Here is a 13,602-nt window from a genome sequence, read left to right as displayed (position 1 = left end):
CGTCCCGGCTCGCCGCTTCGGCGGCGTGCTACATCAGGACGTCCGGCATCGCGGCCGGCAGGGTGAATCGAAATCGGGCCCCGCCGCACTCGGCGCGATCCACGCCGATGCTGCCCGCGTGTGCCTGCACCAGGCCCTTGACGATGTACAGCCCCAGGCCGGTGCCGCCGCGGCGGTTGCCGCGCCAGAAACGGGTGAAGACGCGGTCGAGGAGTTCGTCCGGGATGCCCGGGCCCTCGTCGCTCACCGTGATCTCCGTCCCCTGCGCACCGGGCGCGGACCCGATGGAGACCGCGCGCATCTCGATGGTGACGGTTCCGGCGCCGTGGCGCACCGCGTTTTCCAGCAGGTTGCCGAGGATCTGGTCGAGCTTGTCGGCGTCCAGCCACATGCTGGGCAGCGGCCCGTCCACCACGACCACGAACCGCTCGTCGGGCAGCCCGTTGCACTCCATCGCGCGCAGGTGCCGGTGGACCGCCTCCTCCATGTCGACGACTTGCCGGTTCAGTTGCAGCCGGCCCGCGTCGATCCTGGAGATGTCCAGGAGTTCGGTGATCAGCCGGGTGACCCGGTCCGCGTCCGCGTCCACCGTCTCCAGCATCAGCCGCTTCTGCTCGTCGGTGAACCGCTCCCACTTGGCCAGCAGCGTCGCGGTGAAGCCCTTGACCGAGGTCAGCGGCGAACGCAGTTCGTGCGCGACGGTGGCGATCAGATCGGAGTGGCCGCGCTCGATCCGCCTGCGCGCATCGGTGCAGCGCAGCGACACCACGAGCCTGGCCAGCGGGCTGTGCGGTCCGTCGGTGCGTACGAAGGACGCGGTGACCAGGATCTCCCGGCCGGCCAGGAGCAGATTGCGCTCCGGCTGCCGGGTCCGGGTGCCCAGGCCGCCGTACGGGTCGGTGCACACCCACCAGCGTCTGCCCTCGAGGTCCTCCAGCGGCAGCGCGTCCGCGATGTGTTTGCCGAGCGCGTCCTCGGGACGCGTCCCGGTGATCCGGGCGGCGGCGGTGTTGAACGTGACCACCGTGCCGTTCTCGTCCGCGATCACCAGGCCGTCGGGCAGCATGTCGGCGTCCATCGGCCCCCTTCCCGTTTCGGGCCCGAGGGAGTTCCGGGCCGGACACACTATCCCAACGCACGACGTGCCGTCCGGATGCGGCGGACGCAACGGACTCGTTCCCCGGCCACCGGTGGTCAAGCCGGGTGCGCCGGGGTCATCGTGCGCTTCGCGCGCCGCAGCGACAGCCCCCGTGCCCGCGTTGCGCGCGGGCGGACGCGTACAGACACACGGCTGCGGCGGTCGCCAGGTTCAAACTCTCGGCCCGCCCGTGGATCGGCACCCGCACCACGGCGTCGGCCAGCGCCCGGGTCTCCTCGGGCAGCCCCCACGCCTCGTTGCCGAATATCCACGCGGTGGGCCCGCTGAGGCCGCCCGCGTCCAACTCCCCGTCCAGGTCCGCGTCTCCGGCGCCGTCCGCGGCCAGGATGCGCAACCCGGCGGCGCGCAGCGCGGCGACGGTGTCCTCGATCCGGGCGCCGGTGACCACCGGCAGGTGGAAGAGACTGCCCACCGAGGCACGCACGGCCTTGGGGTTGTACGGGTCCACCGAAGCGTCGGTGAGCACGACCGCCTCGGCGCCGGCCGCGTCCGCGGCGCGCAGCACGGTGCCGGCGTTGCCGGGGTCGCGCACGTTCGCGAGCACCGCGACCAGCTCCGGCCGCGCGGCCATCGCGCTCTCCAGCGGCACGTCCACGAACCGGCACAGCGCGACCACGCCCTGCGGCGTCACGGTCTGGCTGATCGCCGCGACCACCTCGTCGGTGGCGGTGAACACCGGGACGCGGGCCTCGTGCGCGCCCGCGACCAGATCGGGGTAGCGCTCGGCCACCTCGGGGGTGATGTACAGCTCGCGCAACGTCCCGGGCAGCGCCACCGCCTCGCGGACCGCCTGCGGCCCCTCGGCCAGGAACAGGCGTTCACGGGCCCGGAAAGCGCGTTTGGCGAGCCGCCGGGCCGCCGCCACTCGTGGTGATCGGGTGGACGTCAGCTCGGGGCTCGCCATCGCGTTACCGTTCTTTGCTCTCGGCCTGTAACGACGTAAGAAGTACCGCGACATCGACGACGTGAGTCGACGATCAGGCCGCGGCGTCTTCCTTCTTCGCGTTGACATCGGCCGGGAGGGCCTTCTGCGCCACCTCGACGAGGGCGGCGAACGCCGGGGCGTCGTTGACCGCGAGCTCGGCGAGCATCTTGCGGTCGATCTCCACACCGGCGGCCTTGAGGCCCTGCACGAAGCGGTTGTAGGTCATTCCGTTCAGGCGGGCAGCGGCGTTGATGCGCTGGATCCACAGCTGACGGAAGTCCCCCTTCCGCTTCTTGCGGTCGTTGTAGTTGTAGACCATGGAGTGGGTGACCTGCTCCTTGGCCTTCCTGTACAGACGGGACCGCTGGCCGCGGTAGCCGGACGCCCGCTCGAGGATGACGCGACGCTTCTTGTGGGCGTTGACTGACCGCTTGACGCGTGCCACTTGATGAACTCCTTGATGTCAGACCGCGGTGTATCGACCGCGGCCCGGGTAAGTCTGGGACCGTCGCCGGTCGCCGACCGGTGGGTTCTCGTCAGCCGGTGCGACGACTGCTGCCTACTACTTCTTGAGCAGCTTCTTGATCTTCTTGGCGTCGGCCGGGGCCACCTCGACGACACCGGCGAGCCGCCGGGTCAGGGTCGAGGGCTTGTGTTCGAGAAGGTGACGGCGACCCGCACGCTGACGCAGCACCTTGCCGGAGCCGGTGATACGAAAGCGCTTGCTGGCACCGCTGTGGGTCTTGTTCTTCGGCATGTCGCCGCAGTCTCCTCGTCGTGCCGCACCCGCCCGGTGGGGACCGGGCAGGCACAGGTGTGTGTGCATATCGGGCGCGGGGCGACCCGTTCCGGGTCAGACCTGCTCGTCGGCCTTCGGCTCCGCGTCGCTCGCGACGGGGGCCTCGGCGGCCGGAGCGGCTTCGGCCGGGGCGGCCTCGGCTTCGGCAGCCTCGGGAGCGTCCGCGGTTTCCGTCTCGTCGGGGTGATCGTCCCCGGCCTCGACGGCAACACGGCGAGCGTCCTTGCGAGCCGCCTGGGCCTCGCGGGCCTCGGCCATGGCCTCGGTCTTCTTCTTGTGCGGGCCGAGAACCATGATCATGTTGCGGCCGTCCTGCTTCGGGTTCGACTCGATGAACCCGAGGTCCTGGACGTCCGTCGCGAGGCGCTGCAGCAGTCGGTAGCCCAACTCGGGCCGGGACTGCTCGCGACCACGGAACATGATCGTGATCTTGACCTTGTCGCCCTGCTTCAGGAACCGCTCGACGTGACCCTTCTTGGTGTCATAGTCGTGCGGGTCGATCTTCGGCCGGAGCTTCATCTCCTTGATGACCGTGTGCGCCTGGTTCTTGCGCGCTTCACGGGCCTTCATGGCCGACTCGTACTTGAACTTGCCGTAGTCCATGAGCTTGCAGACCGGCGGCCGGGCGTTGGCCGCGACCTCGACGAGGTCGAGGTCGTACTCCTGGGCAAGTTCCATGGCCTTGGCCAGCGGGACGATTCCGACCTGCTCGCCGCCAGGACCAACGAGTCGCACCTCGGGGACGCGAATCCGGTCGTTGATGCGGGGCTCGGCGCTGATGGGGCCTCCTCATACCTGAAGCGACCGCGGGCGAAGCGGCCACATTTGTCTCGGTGTAACTTCCCCCCGAGCCAGACCCTCGCAAAGCCATCCAGGCAACGCGAAAAAGCCTCGCACGGTTGCATGCGAGGCTCCACCACCGGCAACGAAGCCGCCCAAGGGCGGCGAACGTGAAACGAACGCACACGAAGTGCGTCACGCCGGACCGGTACCCGTCGTCCGTGAGGTCGATCGGGTGGGAGACGGAGCCTCCGCTTGCAGGCCGGGCATGCAGATGCCCGGTCGGTCGATACACCACTCTACCACTGGCTCGAACATGCCGAAGGGCCCCGTTGTTCCCCGATTCCGGGGCATACCCGAGACTGGGCACATGAGCGAGAGCGCCCCACCCCTGTCACCCGACCCCTCCGACGACGTCGCCGACCGCCCCGATGGGGTCGAGACGATGACCCGGGACATCGCAGACGTGCCGGCCGTCGAGGTCATCACCACCTTGTCCGTGCACCTGATGAGCGCGGCGGCGGTCAAACTCGGCCTGGCCGAGGACGGCGAGGCGCACAAGGACCTGGACGAGGCCCGCAAGCTGATCACCGCCCTCGCGGGCCTGGTCACCGCGGCCGCCCCCGAAGTCGGCTCCTACCACGCGGGCCCGCTCCGCGACGGCCTGAAGACCCTGCAACTCGCCTTCCGCGAGGCCTCCACACACCCCGACCAGGCAGGCAAGGGCCCCGGCGAAAAACTCACCGGCCCGGTCCACGCCTGATCCGCTCTCGCGACTCCGGGTGCCTCGGATCGCGTCCCCCGGTGCCCCGGCTCGGCGCGCCGGAGAAACACCCGGATGGCGGTTCCATCCGACAGTTCCTCCGGCGCCGCCCGACCCGAAACCGTAGGCCCGATCCGAGATCATGCAGCCGGTTCGAAGCCATCCGCCCCGGCCCGGAGCCATACGCCCGATCCAAAAGCAATCCGGGCCACCCAGCCCGTCCGGCGTTTGCGGACAAGCAGGCCGCAGGCCGGGTCGGCCCGACCCGGCTCATCCGACACATGTGGGCTCCGGGCCGGTCCGTCACCACCCGCGCGCTCCGCGCACGAGTGCCCGAGTGCTCAGCGCACGTACAGCGGTTCCACGTCGAGTGCGCTGCCGGGAGGCAACATCTCCAGGTCCAGGCCGCGGTCCAACCGCGCCCGTACCACGTCGTCCTCGGCCAGTCGTCCCACGATCCGCCGCGCGGCCTCGGTGACCTCGGTCGGTGAGGCCGCCGCGACCAGGCTCAGGGTCAGCTCGTGTCCGCCGCCCTCGGTCAGGTAGACCGCCGAGACGGCCCCCTCCGGCACCACCGCCGCCCGCACCGCGCCCAGGACGTCCGGATCCCGATGCGGCGCCACGTGTGCGCGCCCCTCGGCCACCGCCCGCAGCCGACTCCCGCTGAGCTCGTACGGATGCGGCCCGGCCAGGTCCAGCAGCAGCGTGTCCGCCTCCTCCGCGTACGCGGCGTGCGCGGCGCGCGCGGCCTCGACCGGGATCGGCCGCGCGTCCGACCGCCAGCGGGCCAGCGCCGCCACCGAGGTGAACGCGGGCAGCGCCCGGCGCCCGTCCGGCCCCTGGATCGTGGGCACCGCCATGTCGCTGGACTTCTCCCGGCGCAGCTCCCCCGGCGCCACGTCCTCCTCCTCGGTCAGGATCGCCACGACCGGTACCAGCAGCCGCGCCTCGCGCAACGCCAGCGAGACCGCCTCGTCGTCCACCTCCCGAGCCGCCAGGGCCTCGGCCAGCGCCGGATCCGCGCTGCCGTCGTCGTCGGGAAAACCGGTGTCGGGAATGCTCTTGCCGCTGAAATCCACCCGTCGACTCTAGTGCCGCCCCAGACGAAGCTCATCCCGCGAGGCGTCCACCCCGCCCCCGATCACACCCCTCGAACGCCCGGCCCCGATACCGCTCCGGCCTCCCGTCCCGCCGCTGCCGCACCGCCACGGTAAGGACGCGGGTCGACGACCACTTGCCGACCCGCGACCCCTACCGAGGTCCGGCTCGCCCGAACCGGATCGAGCCACGACGGCTTCCTCGAGGCGTCGCGTCCCGAACGGGCCGAGCGCCGGGCCGAGCCGGCCCGTCCTGGCCCGTGCTCGGACGGGTGGGCTGTGACCGGTCCGGTTCCCGAACCGGGTTCAGCGTAGGAACCGGCGGGATTTGCCGTCCGGGACTCCCAGCAAGCTCACCCGTTCGAGTGACACCCGGATCACTCACGAGAGGCCGAGACGCCGATAGCGGGCCATCCGCGCGGCCAGCCGCTCGTCCGCGTCCAGGGCCCGCAACGTGCTCAGCTCGTGGTCGAGCACGGCCGCCACCCGGCGCACGAACGCCTCGGGCTCCTCGGCGGCGTCCGGGTACTCGGGCACCACCCGGTCCACGATCCGGTCCCGGTACAGGTCGGCGGAGCGGATCCCCTGGCGCCCGGCGATCTCGGCGGCCCGCTCGGTGCTGCGGTACAGGATCGCCGCCGCGCCCTCCGGAGGCAGCGGCGACAACCAGCCGTGCCGCGCGCAGATCACCCGGTCGGCGGGAAGCAGCGCGAGCGCACCGCCGCCGGAGCCCTGGCCGAGCAGCAGGCACACGGTCGGCGCGCGCAACAGCACCAACTCGGCCAGGCAGCGGGCGATCTCGCCGGCCAGACCGCCCTCCTCGGCCTCGCGCGAGAGCGCGGCGCCGGCGGTGTCCACCACCGTCACCAACGGCAACCCCAATTCGGCGGCCAGCCGCATGCCCCGCCGGGCCTGACGCAGCCCGGCCGGGCCGAAGGGACCGTGCTCGCTCTGCCGGGTACGGTCCTGGCCCAGCACCACGCACGGCGCGCCGGGTCCCGGACCGGCCCCGAACCGGGCCAGCACCAGGCGCAGCGCCGGCTCGCTCTCCCCCTCGCCGGTCCCACGCAGCGGGGTCACCGAGCGCGCGCCGTGCCGCAACAGCGTGCGCAGCCCCGGACGGCGCGGATCGCGCGACCGCTCCACCGACGTCCACGCCGGCACGTCGGTCGGCGGCCCGACACGGTCCTCGGGCACCGGCCCCGGCTGCGTACCGAGCGCCGAACCGACCGCCGGCTCGCCCGGCGGCACCGGCGCGGTATCGAACGCCACGCCACCGGACGGCGGCCCCGAAAGCGCGGTCCCGGACGGCGCGACACCGGACAGCGGGCCCGACGGCGCGGCACCGGACCGCGCAGCACCGGGCGGCCCTCCACCGGACGCCGCGGTACCGGGCAACGGGCCCGACGGCGCACCCCCGGCCGCCGCGGTACCGACCGGCCGGCCCCACGCCCGCGCACCGGCCGAAAGCCCCGACGCCGCCGTGCCCGAGTCGAGCACGTCGAAGACCCGGATCGCGACCTGACGCAGTTCCTCCGGCGGCACGACCGCGTCGATCAGACCGTGTTCGTACAGGTTCTCCGCGACCTGGACGCCGGTCGGGAACGGCTGCTGGTGCAGCGCCTCGTACACGCGCGGGCCGAGGAAGCCGATCAGCGCGCCGGGCTGGGCGGCGGTGACGTGCCCGAGCGAGCCCCAGGAGGCGAAGACGCCGCCCGTGGTGGGGTGGCGCAGGTAGACGAGGTAGGGCAGGCCCGCGGCGCGGTGTGCGGCCACCGCGGCGGAGATCTTGACCATCTGCAGGAACGCGACCGTGCCCTCCTGCATGCGGGTACCGCCGGAGGTGGGCGAGGCGACCAGCGGCAGGCCCTCGGCGGTGGCCCGCTCCACCGCGAGGGTGAGCCGTTCGGCGCCCGCCACACCGATCGAGCCGGCCAGGAAGTCGAACTCGCATGCGGCCACCGCCACCCGGCGGCCGTGGATCCGGCCCTCCCCGGTGACCAGCGCCTCGTCCAGGCCGGTCCGGGCGCGGGCCGCCGCCAACTCCGCCGCGTACGCCGGATCCGGTGCCGCGAGCGTGGGCAGCGGGTCGTTCCAGGCCCGGAAACTGCCCGGATCCAGGACACGTTCGATCAGATCGAGGGCCCGCACTCGCTCGGGGTGACTCATACGATCAAGCTAATGCCACACCCGGCAACGTTCACCCGCCGCCGATGAGTCCTACCGGTCGGTACGCCGATCTGGCAGGCTGCGGGAATGGCTCCTCTCACCGCCGCGCCGCCCGCGCCCGCTCCCGCCGCGCCGCCCACCCTCGGCGCCGATCGTTCCCGCTACGACCGGGCCACCGCGCACCTGGACGCGCCGTTCGCGATCGTGGACCTGGCCGCCTACCGGGCCAACGCCGCGGATCTGGTGCGCCGCGCGGGCGGCACGCCGGTGCGGGTGGCGAGCAAGTCGGTGCGCTGCCTGCCGCTGCTGCACGAGGTGTTGGCGCTGGACGGCTTTCGCGGCGTGATGGCGTTCACCCTGCCCGAGGGACTGTGGCTGGCGAGCGAGGGAATCACCGACATCCTGGTGGCCTATCCCTCGACGGACCGCGCCGGCTATCGCCGGCTGGCGGCGGACGCCGAGGCCGCCGCGCGGGTGACGATCATGATCGACGACCCGGCCCAACTGGACCTGATCGAGCGCGCGATCGCGGACGTGCGGCCCCGCGCCGAGCTGCGGGTGTGCGTGGACATCGACACCTCCTGGCAACCGCTCGGCGGCCGGGTGCACATCGGGGCACACCGCTCGCCGCTGCACACGCCGGAACAGGTGGTCGCGGTCGCCGAGGCGGTCACCCGCCGGCCGGGCTTTCGACTCGTGGGGCTGATGGCCTACGAGGCGCACATCGCGGGCGTCGGCGACGCGCCCGAGGGCCGCGCGCTCTACGGCCGGATCCTGCGCGCGATGCAGGCCAGGGCCGGTGCCGAACTGAGCCGGCGCCGGGCCGAGATCGTCCGTGCGGTGCGCGCGATCGCTCCGCTGGAGTTCGTCAACGGCGGCGGCACCGGCAGCGTCGAGCGCACCGCCGCGGAGTCCTCGATCACCGAGGTCGCGGCCGGGTCCGGGCTCTTCCAACCGCGCCTGTTCGACCACTACACCTGCTTCCGGGGCCGCCCCGCCGCGCTGTTCGCACTGCCCGTGGTGCGCCGCGCCGGACACGGCTGCGTGACCGTGCTCGGCGGCGGCTACCCGGCGTCGGGAGTGCCCGCGGCCGACCGGCTGCCCCAGCCGTACCTGCCGCAGGGCCTGTCGTACCAGCCGCAGGAGGCGGCGGGCGAGGTACAGACGCCGCTGCGCGGCGCGCCGGCGGACGACCTGCGGATCGGCGACTCGGTGTGGTTCCGACACGCCAAGGCGGGCGAACTGTGCGAGCGCTTCGACGCGTTGCATCTGGTCGAGGGCGATCGGGTGGTGCGTACGGTGCCCACCTACCGGGGCGAGGGCCACACGTTCCTGTGAGCACCAAGCGGCTTCCGGTGGGCGCCCGCCCTCTCCGGTGACCACCGGGCGGTTCCCGGTGCGCGACCACCGCCTCGGTGGACACGGGGCGGTCCCGCGCCGGCCTCTCGCGGTGACCACGGGGCCGCTTCCGGTGACCGCGGGGGCGCGTGGCGTGCGGCGGCGACGGGAACCGACCGGCCGTTACCCGGACAAGACCCACCCGTTCGGCCCACCGCGCAAAAAACGACCCGTCGAGGGGCTGTCCGGCACCACCGCGGATGGCCCACAATGCCCTTGCCGGCGCCGTATCGGCGCGGCGGTACGTCCGGCCGCTGAAAGGTCGCAGCCATGATCGCGCGCTTGGGCACGCTCGGGCAGGAACACCCCGTCACCGGAGTGACGATCTGGCGCGGCTGTGCGGTCGTCCACCTGGCCGGCGAACTGGACCTGCACAACGCCCCGTTGCTGCATCGCACGCTGATCGAGCTGATCGACGGCGGATGTCGCCGGGTGGTCGTGGACGCCACCGGGCTGAACTTCTGCGACTCGGTCGGCCTGGGTGTGTTGATAGACGCGTTCAAGTCGATGCACGCCTTCTCCGGCGAACTGCGCCTGGCCGCACCCGATCGCAACGTCCGCGCGACGCTGCGGATGACCGGCCTGATCGATGTGCTGGGCGTGCGGGACACCCTGCAGGAAGTGCTCGACGAGTTCGCCGACTGAGCACGGTCCCGCGCGCGGGCCGGCGTCGGTCCGGTGCGGCATGATCGGGCGGGTGACTGAACGCCTGATGCTCCTCGACACCGCGTCCCTGTACTTCCGCGCCTACTTCGGCGTCCCGGAATCGGTCAAGGCTCCCGACGGCACACCGGTCAACGCCGTGCGCGGCCTGGTCGACTTCATCACACGCCTGGTCGAGGACCGCCGGCCCACCCGACTGGTGGCATGCATGGACGCGGACTGGCGACCACAGTTCCGGGTCGACGCGATTCCCTCCTACAAGGCGCACCGGGTCGCCGAGGAGGCCGGGCCGGACGAGGAGGAGATCCCGGACACGCTCGCCCCCCAGGTGCCGGTGATCGAACAGGTGTTGGACGCGCTGGGCATCCCGCGCGTGGGCGTGCCGGGCTTCGAGGCGGACGACGTGATCGGCACGCTGGCCGAACGGGCGGGCATCGCGGTGGACATCGTCACCGGCGACCGGGACCTGTTCCAACTCGTCGACGACGCACGCGCGATCCGGGTGCTCTACACCGTCAAGGGGGTGGCCGCGCACGAGGTGATCGACGAGGCCGCCGTGCTCGCCCGCTACGGCGTACCCGCCTCGGCCTACGCGGACTTCGCCACGCTGCGCGGCGACGCCAGCGACGGGCTGCCCGGGGTCAAGGGCATCGGGGACAAGACCGCGGCGCAGTTGATCGGCGAGTACGGCGACCTGGCGGGCGTGCGCGCGGCCGCGGCCGACCCGGCGGCCAGGCTGACCCCGGCGCGGCGGGCCCGGATCCTGGAGGCGGGCGACTACCTGGACGTGGCCCCGGGCGTGGTGCGGGTGGTGCGGGACGTGCCGCTGCCGCCGCCGGCCGCCTGGGATCGGCCGCTGCCCACCGAGCCGGCCGACCCGGTCGCGCTCGACGCGCTGCGCCGGCAGTGGGGCCTGAGCGGTCCGGTACACCGGTTGCTCGAGGTGCTCGCCCCCCGTCGGTGATGCCCGGAATCTCCACCTGAGGACGGCGGCCGGCCACTCGAAAGGGTCGCTCCCGAACGCGCCGGGCGCACGAGCGGCAATGTGACCCAGGTCACACCGGAAAGTTCCAGCGAATCTGTCACGTTCGCAGTGAAGGCATGTCTCCCCAGGCATGCGTACCGAGTGTGACTCCACGATTACAGCCCAACCCGACCGCGATCGGCTCCGCGGCGAGTGGCAACGGGTGACCCTGCGGGCCGGGTGGCCGGCCCGGGTCGCCTGGCACAGCGACGCCGTCGAGCAATGCCTGGACGCCTTCGTCCACGGCGACCACCTGCACTCCGCGTGCCTGGCCCTGGCCCGCGACCGGGCCGCCGCCGAGATCCCGCTGGAGGTGGCGCTGGCCGAACTGGACGCACTGTTCCTGTGCGGCCTCGCCCACGGCACCCCCGGCCCGCTCGTGCAGGCCTACCTGAGCACCCGCGCCCGGGCCAACCCGCCCGGCACCCTGCCGCCCGGCACCGACCCGATCACCGAACTCCCCTCCGCCGCACTCCTCCAGCAACGACTGGCCCGGCGCGCCGCCGCCGGCGAGCACGTACGGATCGTGGTGGTGCGCCTGGAGGTGCCCGAGTCGCTGCTGTGGGGCCACCTGCGCCACCTGCTGCTGACCGCCCGACACCTGGAACGCGCACTCGGCGACCAGGCCCACGCGGTGCCGCCCGGGCGACTGATGGCCCTGCTCGACGGCGACGACCCGGAGCTGCCGGACCGCCTGGACCGGCTGTGCCGGGCACCGGTGGACCCGCTGGACGGCCCCGGCGGAGTGCCCGGCGGCGCCCCGCGCATCCCGCGTTCGAGCGTGCGTTTGACCATCGCGCCGGGCACGACGGGCCGGTAGCACACGATGAACCGGCTCTACGTACGCACGTTCGTCACCCGAATGACGCAGCGTCACACCCGCTGCGCACCACCCACCGGCACGGGCGCGGGCCTTCTGCCCCCGCGCCCGTGCCACACCACCCGCGCCGGAGCGCACTCCGGGTGCCTTGCCGGGCCCCACCGCTTCTGGACAGACCGTGTCCGGATGGTCACGATGCTGTCCGGACGATCGGGTACGGCACGGGAACAAGGGGGCAAACGGTGGCACGCGAGGACGACGCGGCGACCCCCGACCCCAGCGGCGACGGGAACGGCGCCGCCGCCGAGGCGACCGGCTCGGGCGCACGTCCCCCGTTCGTCCCCGGTCAGCGCGGCGTGCATCACCCTCGGGTGTACGACGGCGAGTTCCGGCCCGAGCCGACCGCAGCCGAACCGGCCCAGCCCCGGCCGGCCGACGCCGCAGCGCCCCACCCCTTCGCGACCGGCCGGGGCGGCCTGCACCCCGACCCGGCACCGGACGCCGACACCGGCCGGGCGCCCACCCCCGAGGGCCCCCCGGACGGCGAACTGGCCGACCTGGTGCGCGCCGGCGACGGCGACGCCTACGGCCTGCTCTATCAGCGCCACGTCGGCTCGGTCCGCCGCTTCGCCCGCACCTGCACCCGCACCCCCGAGGCCGCCGACGACCTGTGCGCCGAGGCGTTCGCCCGCACGCTCCAGGCGTTGCGCTCGGGCCAGGGGCCGACGGAGGCGTTCCGGGCCTACCTGCTCACCACCGTGCGCCACGTCGCCGGCGACTGGACCAGGAGCAACCGCCGCGAATGGCTCACCGAGGACTTCACCGTCTTCGAGTCCGCCTGGGAGAACCAGGACCGGATGGTGAAGGCCGACGACGCCCGGCTCGCGCTCCAGGCGTTCCAGGACCTGCCCGAGCGGTCCCGAATGGTGCTGTGGCACGTGGACATCGAGGGCGAGCAGGCCGTCCAGGTCGCCCCGCTGGTCGGCGAAAACCCGGACAACGTGCGCAAGATCCTCGAGCGGGCCCGCCAGGAACTGCGTGACAACTACTTCGTGGCGTTCGCCACCGGCGGCGTCAGGGACGAGAACTGCAAGAAGTTCACCCGGCACTACGGCCGGCACATCCGCAACCGGATGGACTCCCAGAAGCGCCGGGAAAGCATCGACGCGCACCTGAAGAAGTGCAGCCGGTGCAACGAGACCTACGCGGAGATGGTCGACGTCCGCGACCGGTACGGGCCGATCGCGCTGGCACTGATCGGCATCACCGCGCCGATCTTCCTCAGCGGCACCGCCGTGGCCGCGGGCACCGCCGCGGCGGCCACGGCCGTGGCCGGCGGCATGGGCCTGGCCGTGGGCGCCTCCGGCGCGGGCGGCGTCGCAAGCGGCGTGGCCGCGGGCGCGGCCGGGAGCGCGGCAGCCGGCGCGGGCGTGGGCACGGCCGCGGCCAAGGGCGCGAGCCAGGCCGGCCGGACCGCCGGCCGCTCGTCGCTGATCGCGGGCGGCGTGGTGGTGGCCGTGGCGGTGGCCGCCTTCGCCCTCGTGGACACCGACAAGCCCAAGCCGAAGCACCCCGCTCCGCCGGCGGCGGCCTCCGCGCCCGCCCCCCTGCCCGCACCGTCCATCGCCCGGACGCCTCCCCCGCAACCCTCGCCGCCCAAGCCGGAGGTCGAGCCGGCCGCCGAACCCTCCGCCGAGCCGGCCGCGACCCCGCCGCCGCCCCGACCCACGCCCACCAAGTACCCGCCGACCCGGCCCGCCCCGACCAGGGCCAAGCCGACCCGGTCGGGTCCGACCCTGGTGGCCGACAACAAGGAGTTCCGCGCCGACGACGGCAAGGTCGGCTTCAAATGCGACAACGGCGCCGGCAAATGGTGCGAGAACCCGACCATCACCGTGCCCAGCGCACTGGCCGCACCCCTGATGCGGCCCGGCTCCACCGCCGAGTGCACCGAGGTCCGGGGCAAGAACGGCTCGCACTACACGCTGTGCCGGCGCTGACCCCC

Annotated in this window: 13 protein-coding genes; 6 read left to right on the top strand and 7 right to left on the bottom strand. The window is 73.1% G+C overall.

What is annotated here, in order from left to right; translation table 11 throughout:
• Nucleotides 1–28 precede the first annotated feature (28 nt).
• The 5 genes from ACFZBU_RS04570 to infC form a co-directional block, all read right to left on the bottom strand.
• Entirely contained in the window at nucleotides 29–1,078 is a 1,050-nt protein-coding gene (locus ACFZBU_RS04570; RefSeq protein ID WP_391581995.1) for an ATP-binding protein, read from the bottom strand.
• A gap of 136 nt (nucleotides 1,079–1,214) precedes the next feature.
• On the bottom strand, nucleotides 1,215–2,063 hold the full coding sequence (locus tag ACFZBU_RS04565; protein ID WP_391581994.1) for a TrmH family RNA methyltransferase: 849 nt from the start codon (nucleotides 2,061–2,063) through the stop codon (nucleotides 1,215–1,217).
• 73 nt (nucleotides 2,064–2,136) lie between these two features.
• Nucleotides 2,137–2,529, bottom strand: coding sequence for a 50S ribosomal protein L20 (gene rplT, locus ACFZBU_RS04560; protein ID WP_020552013.1), 393 nt, complete (start codon nucleotides 2,527–2,529; stop codon nucleotides 2,137–2,139).
• 117 nt (nucleotides 2,530–2,646) lie between these two features.
• Nucleotides 2,647–2,841, bottom strand: coding sequence for a 50S ribosomal protein L35 (gene rpmI / locus ACFZBU_RS04555; protein WP_078978620.1), 195 nt, complete (start codon nucleotides 2,839–2,841; stop codon nucleotides 2,647–2,649).
• 96 nt (nucleotides 2,842–2,937) lie between these two features.
• The gene (gene infC / locus ACFZBU_RS04550; RefSeq protein ID WP_391582441.1) at nucleotides 2,938–3,663 is read right to left on the bottom strand and encodes a translation initiation factor IF-3; all 726 of its coding nucleotides are present in this window, start codon (nucleotides 3,661–3,663) and stop codon (nucleotides 2,938–2,940) included.
• A 370-nt stretch (nucleotides 3,664–4,033) separates the two neighbouring features.
• Here infC and ACFZBU_RS04545 point away from each other — a divergent pair, with 370 nt between their 5' ends.
• Nucleotides 4,034–4,426 (top strand): DUF1844 domain-containing protein, encoded by a 393-nt coding sequence (locus ACFZBU_RS04545; protein ID WP_391581993.1) that lies wholly within the window; start codon nucleotides 4,034–4,036, stop codon nucleotides 4,424–4,426.
• Between the two features lie 341 nt (nucleotides 4,427–4,767).
• Here the strand turns inward: ACFZBU_RS04545 and ACFZBU_RS04540 are convergent, their stop codons facing one another.
• Both ACFZBU_RS04540 and ACFZBU_RS04535 read right to left on the bottom strand, forming a co-directional pair.
• Nucleotides 4,768–5,505, bottom strand: coding sequence for an SseB family protein (locus ACFZBU_RS04540; protein ID WP_391581992.1), 738 nt, complete (start codon nucleotides 5,503–5,505; stop codon nucleotides 4,768–4,770).
• A gap of 399 nt (nucleotides 5,506–5,904) precedes the next feature.
• The gene (locus ACFZBU_RS04535) at nucleotides 5,905–7,692 is read right to left on the bottom strand and encodes a carboxyl transferase domain-containing protein (protein WP_391581991.1); all 1,788 of its coding nucleotides are present in this window, start codon (nucleotides 7,690–7,692) and stop codon (nucleotides 5,905–5,907) included.
• Nucleotides 7,693–7,779: 87 nt separating this feature from the next.
• Between ACFZBU_RS04535 and ACFZBU_RS04530 the strand changes: the two genes are divergently transcribed.
• The 5 genes from ACFZBU_RS04530 to ACFZBU_RS04510 all read left to right on the top strand — a co-directional run bounded on the left by ACFZBU_RS04530 (nucleotide 7,780) and on the right by ACFZBU_RS04510 (nucleotide 13,597).
• Complete coding sequence (locus tag ACFZBU_RS04530) at nucleotides 7,780–9,030, top strand: amino acid deaminase/aldolase (protein WP_391581990.1); 1,251 nt, start codon at nucleotides 7,780–7,782, stop codon at nucleotides 9,028–9,030.
• A 330-nt stretch (nucleotides 9,031–9,360) separates the two neighbouring features.
• The gene (locus ACFZBU_RS04525; protein WP_020552020.1) at nucleotides 9,361–9,735 is read left to right on the top strand and encodes an STAS domain-containing protein; all 375 of its coding nucleotides are present in this window, start codon (nucleotides 9,361–9,363) and stop codon (nucleotides 9,733–9,735) included.
• Between the two features lie 40 nt (nucleotides 9,736–9,775).
• The gene (locus ACFZBU_RS04520; protein WP_391581989.1) at nucleotides 9,776–10,717 is read left to right on the top strand and encodes a 5'-3' exonuclease H3TH domain-containing protein; all 942 of its coding nucleotides are present in this window, start codon (nucleotides 9,776–9,778) and stop codon (nucleotides 10,715–10,717) included.
• Nucleotides 10,718–10,868: 151 nt separating this feature from the next.
• Nucleotides 10,869–11,597, top strand: coding sequence for a hypothetical protein (locus ACFZBU_RS04515; protein WP_391581988.1), 729 nt, complete (start codon nucleotides 10,869–10,871; stop codon nucleotides 11,595–11,597).
• A 242-nt stretch (nucleotides 11,598–11,839) separates the two neighbouring features.
• Nucleotides 11,840–13,597, top strand: coding sequence for a sigma-70 family RNA polymerase sigma factor (locus ACFZBU_RS04510; protein WP_391581987.1), 1,758 nt, complete (start codon nucleotides 11,840–11,842; stop codon nucleotides 13,595–13,597).
• Nucleotides 13,598–13,602 lie beyond the last annotated feature (5 nt).

The sequence above is a fragment of the Embleya sp. NPDC008237 genome, assembly GCF_042956465.1.
GTDB lineage: Bacteria > Actinomycetota > Actinomycetes > Streptomycetales > Streptomycetaceae > Embleya.
Note: the sequence above shows the minus strand (reverse complement) of the source record. Positions and strands in the feature narration are given on the sequence as shown.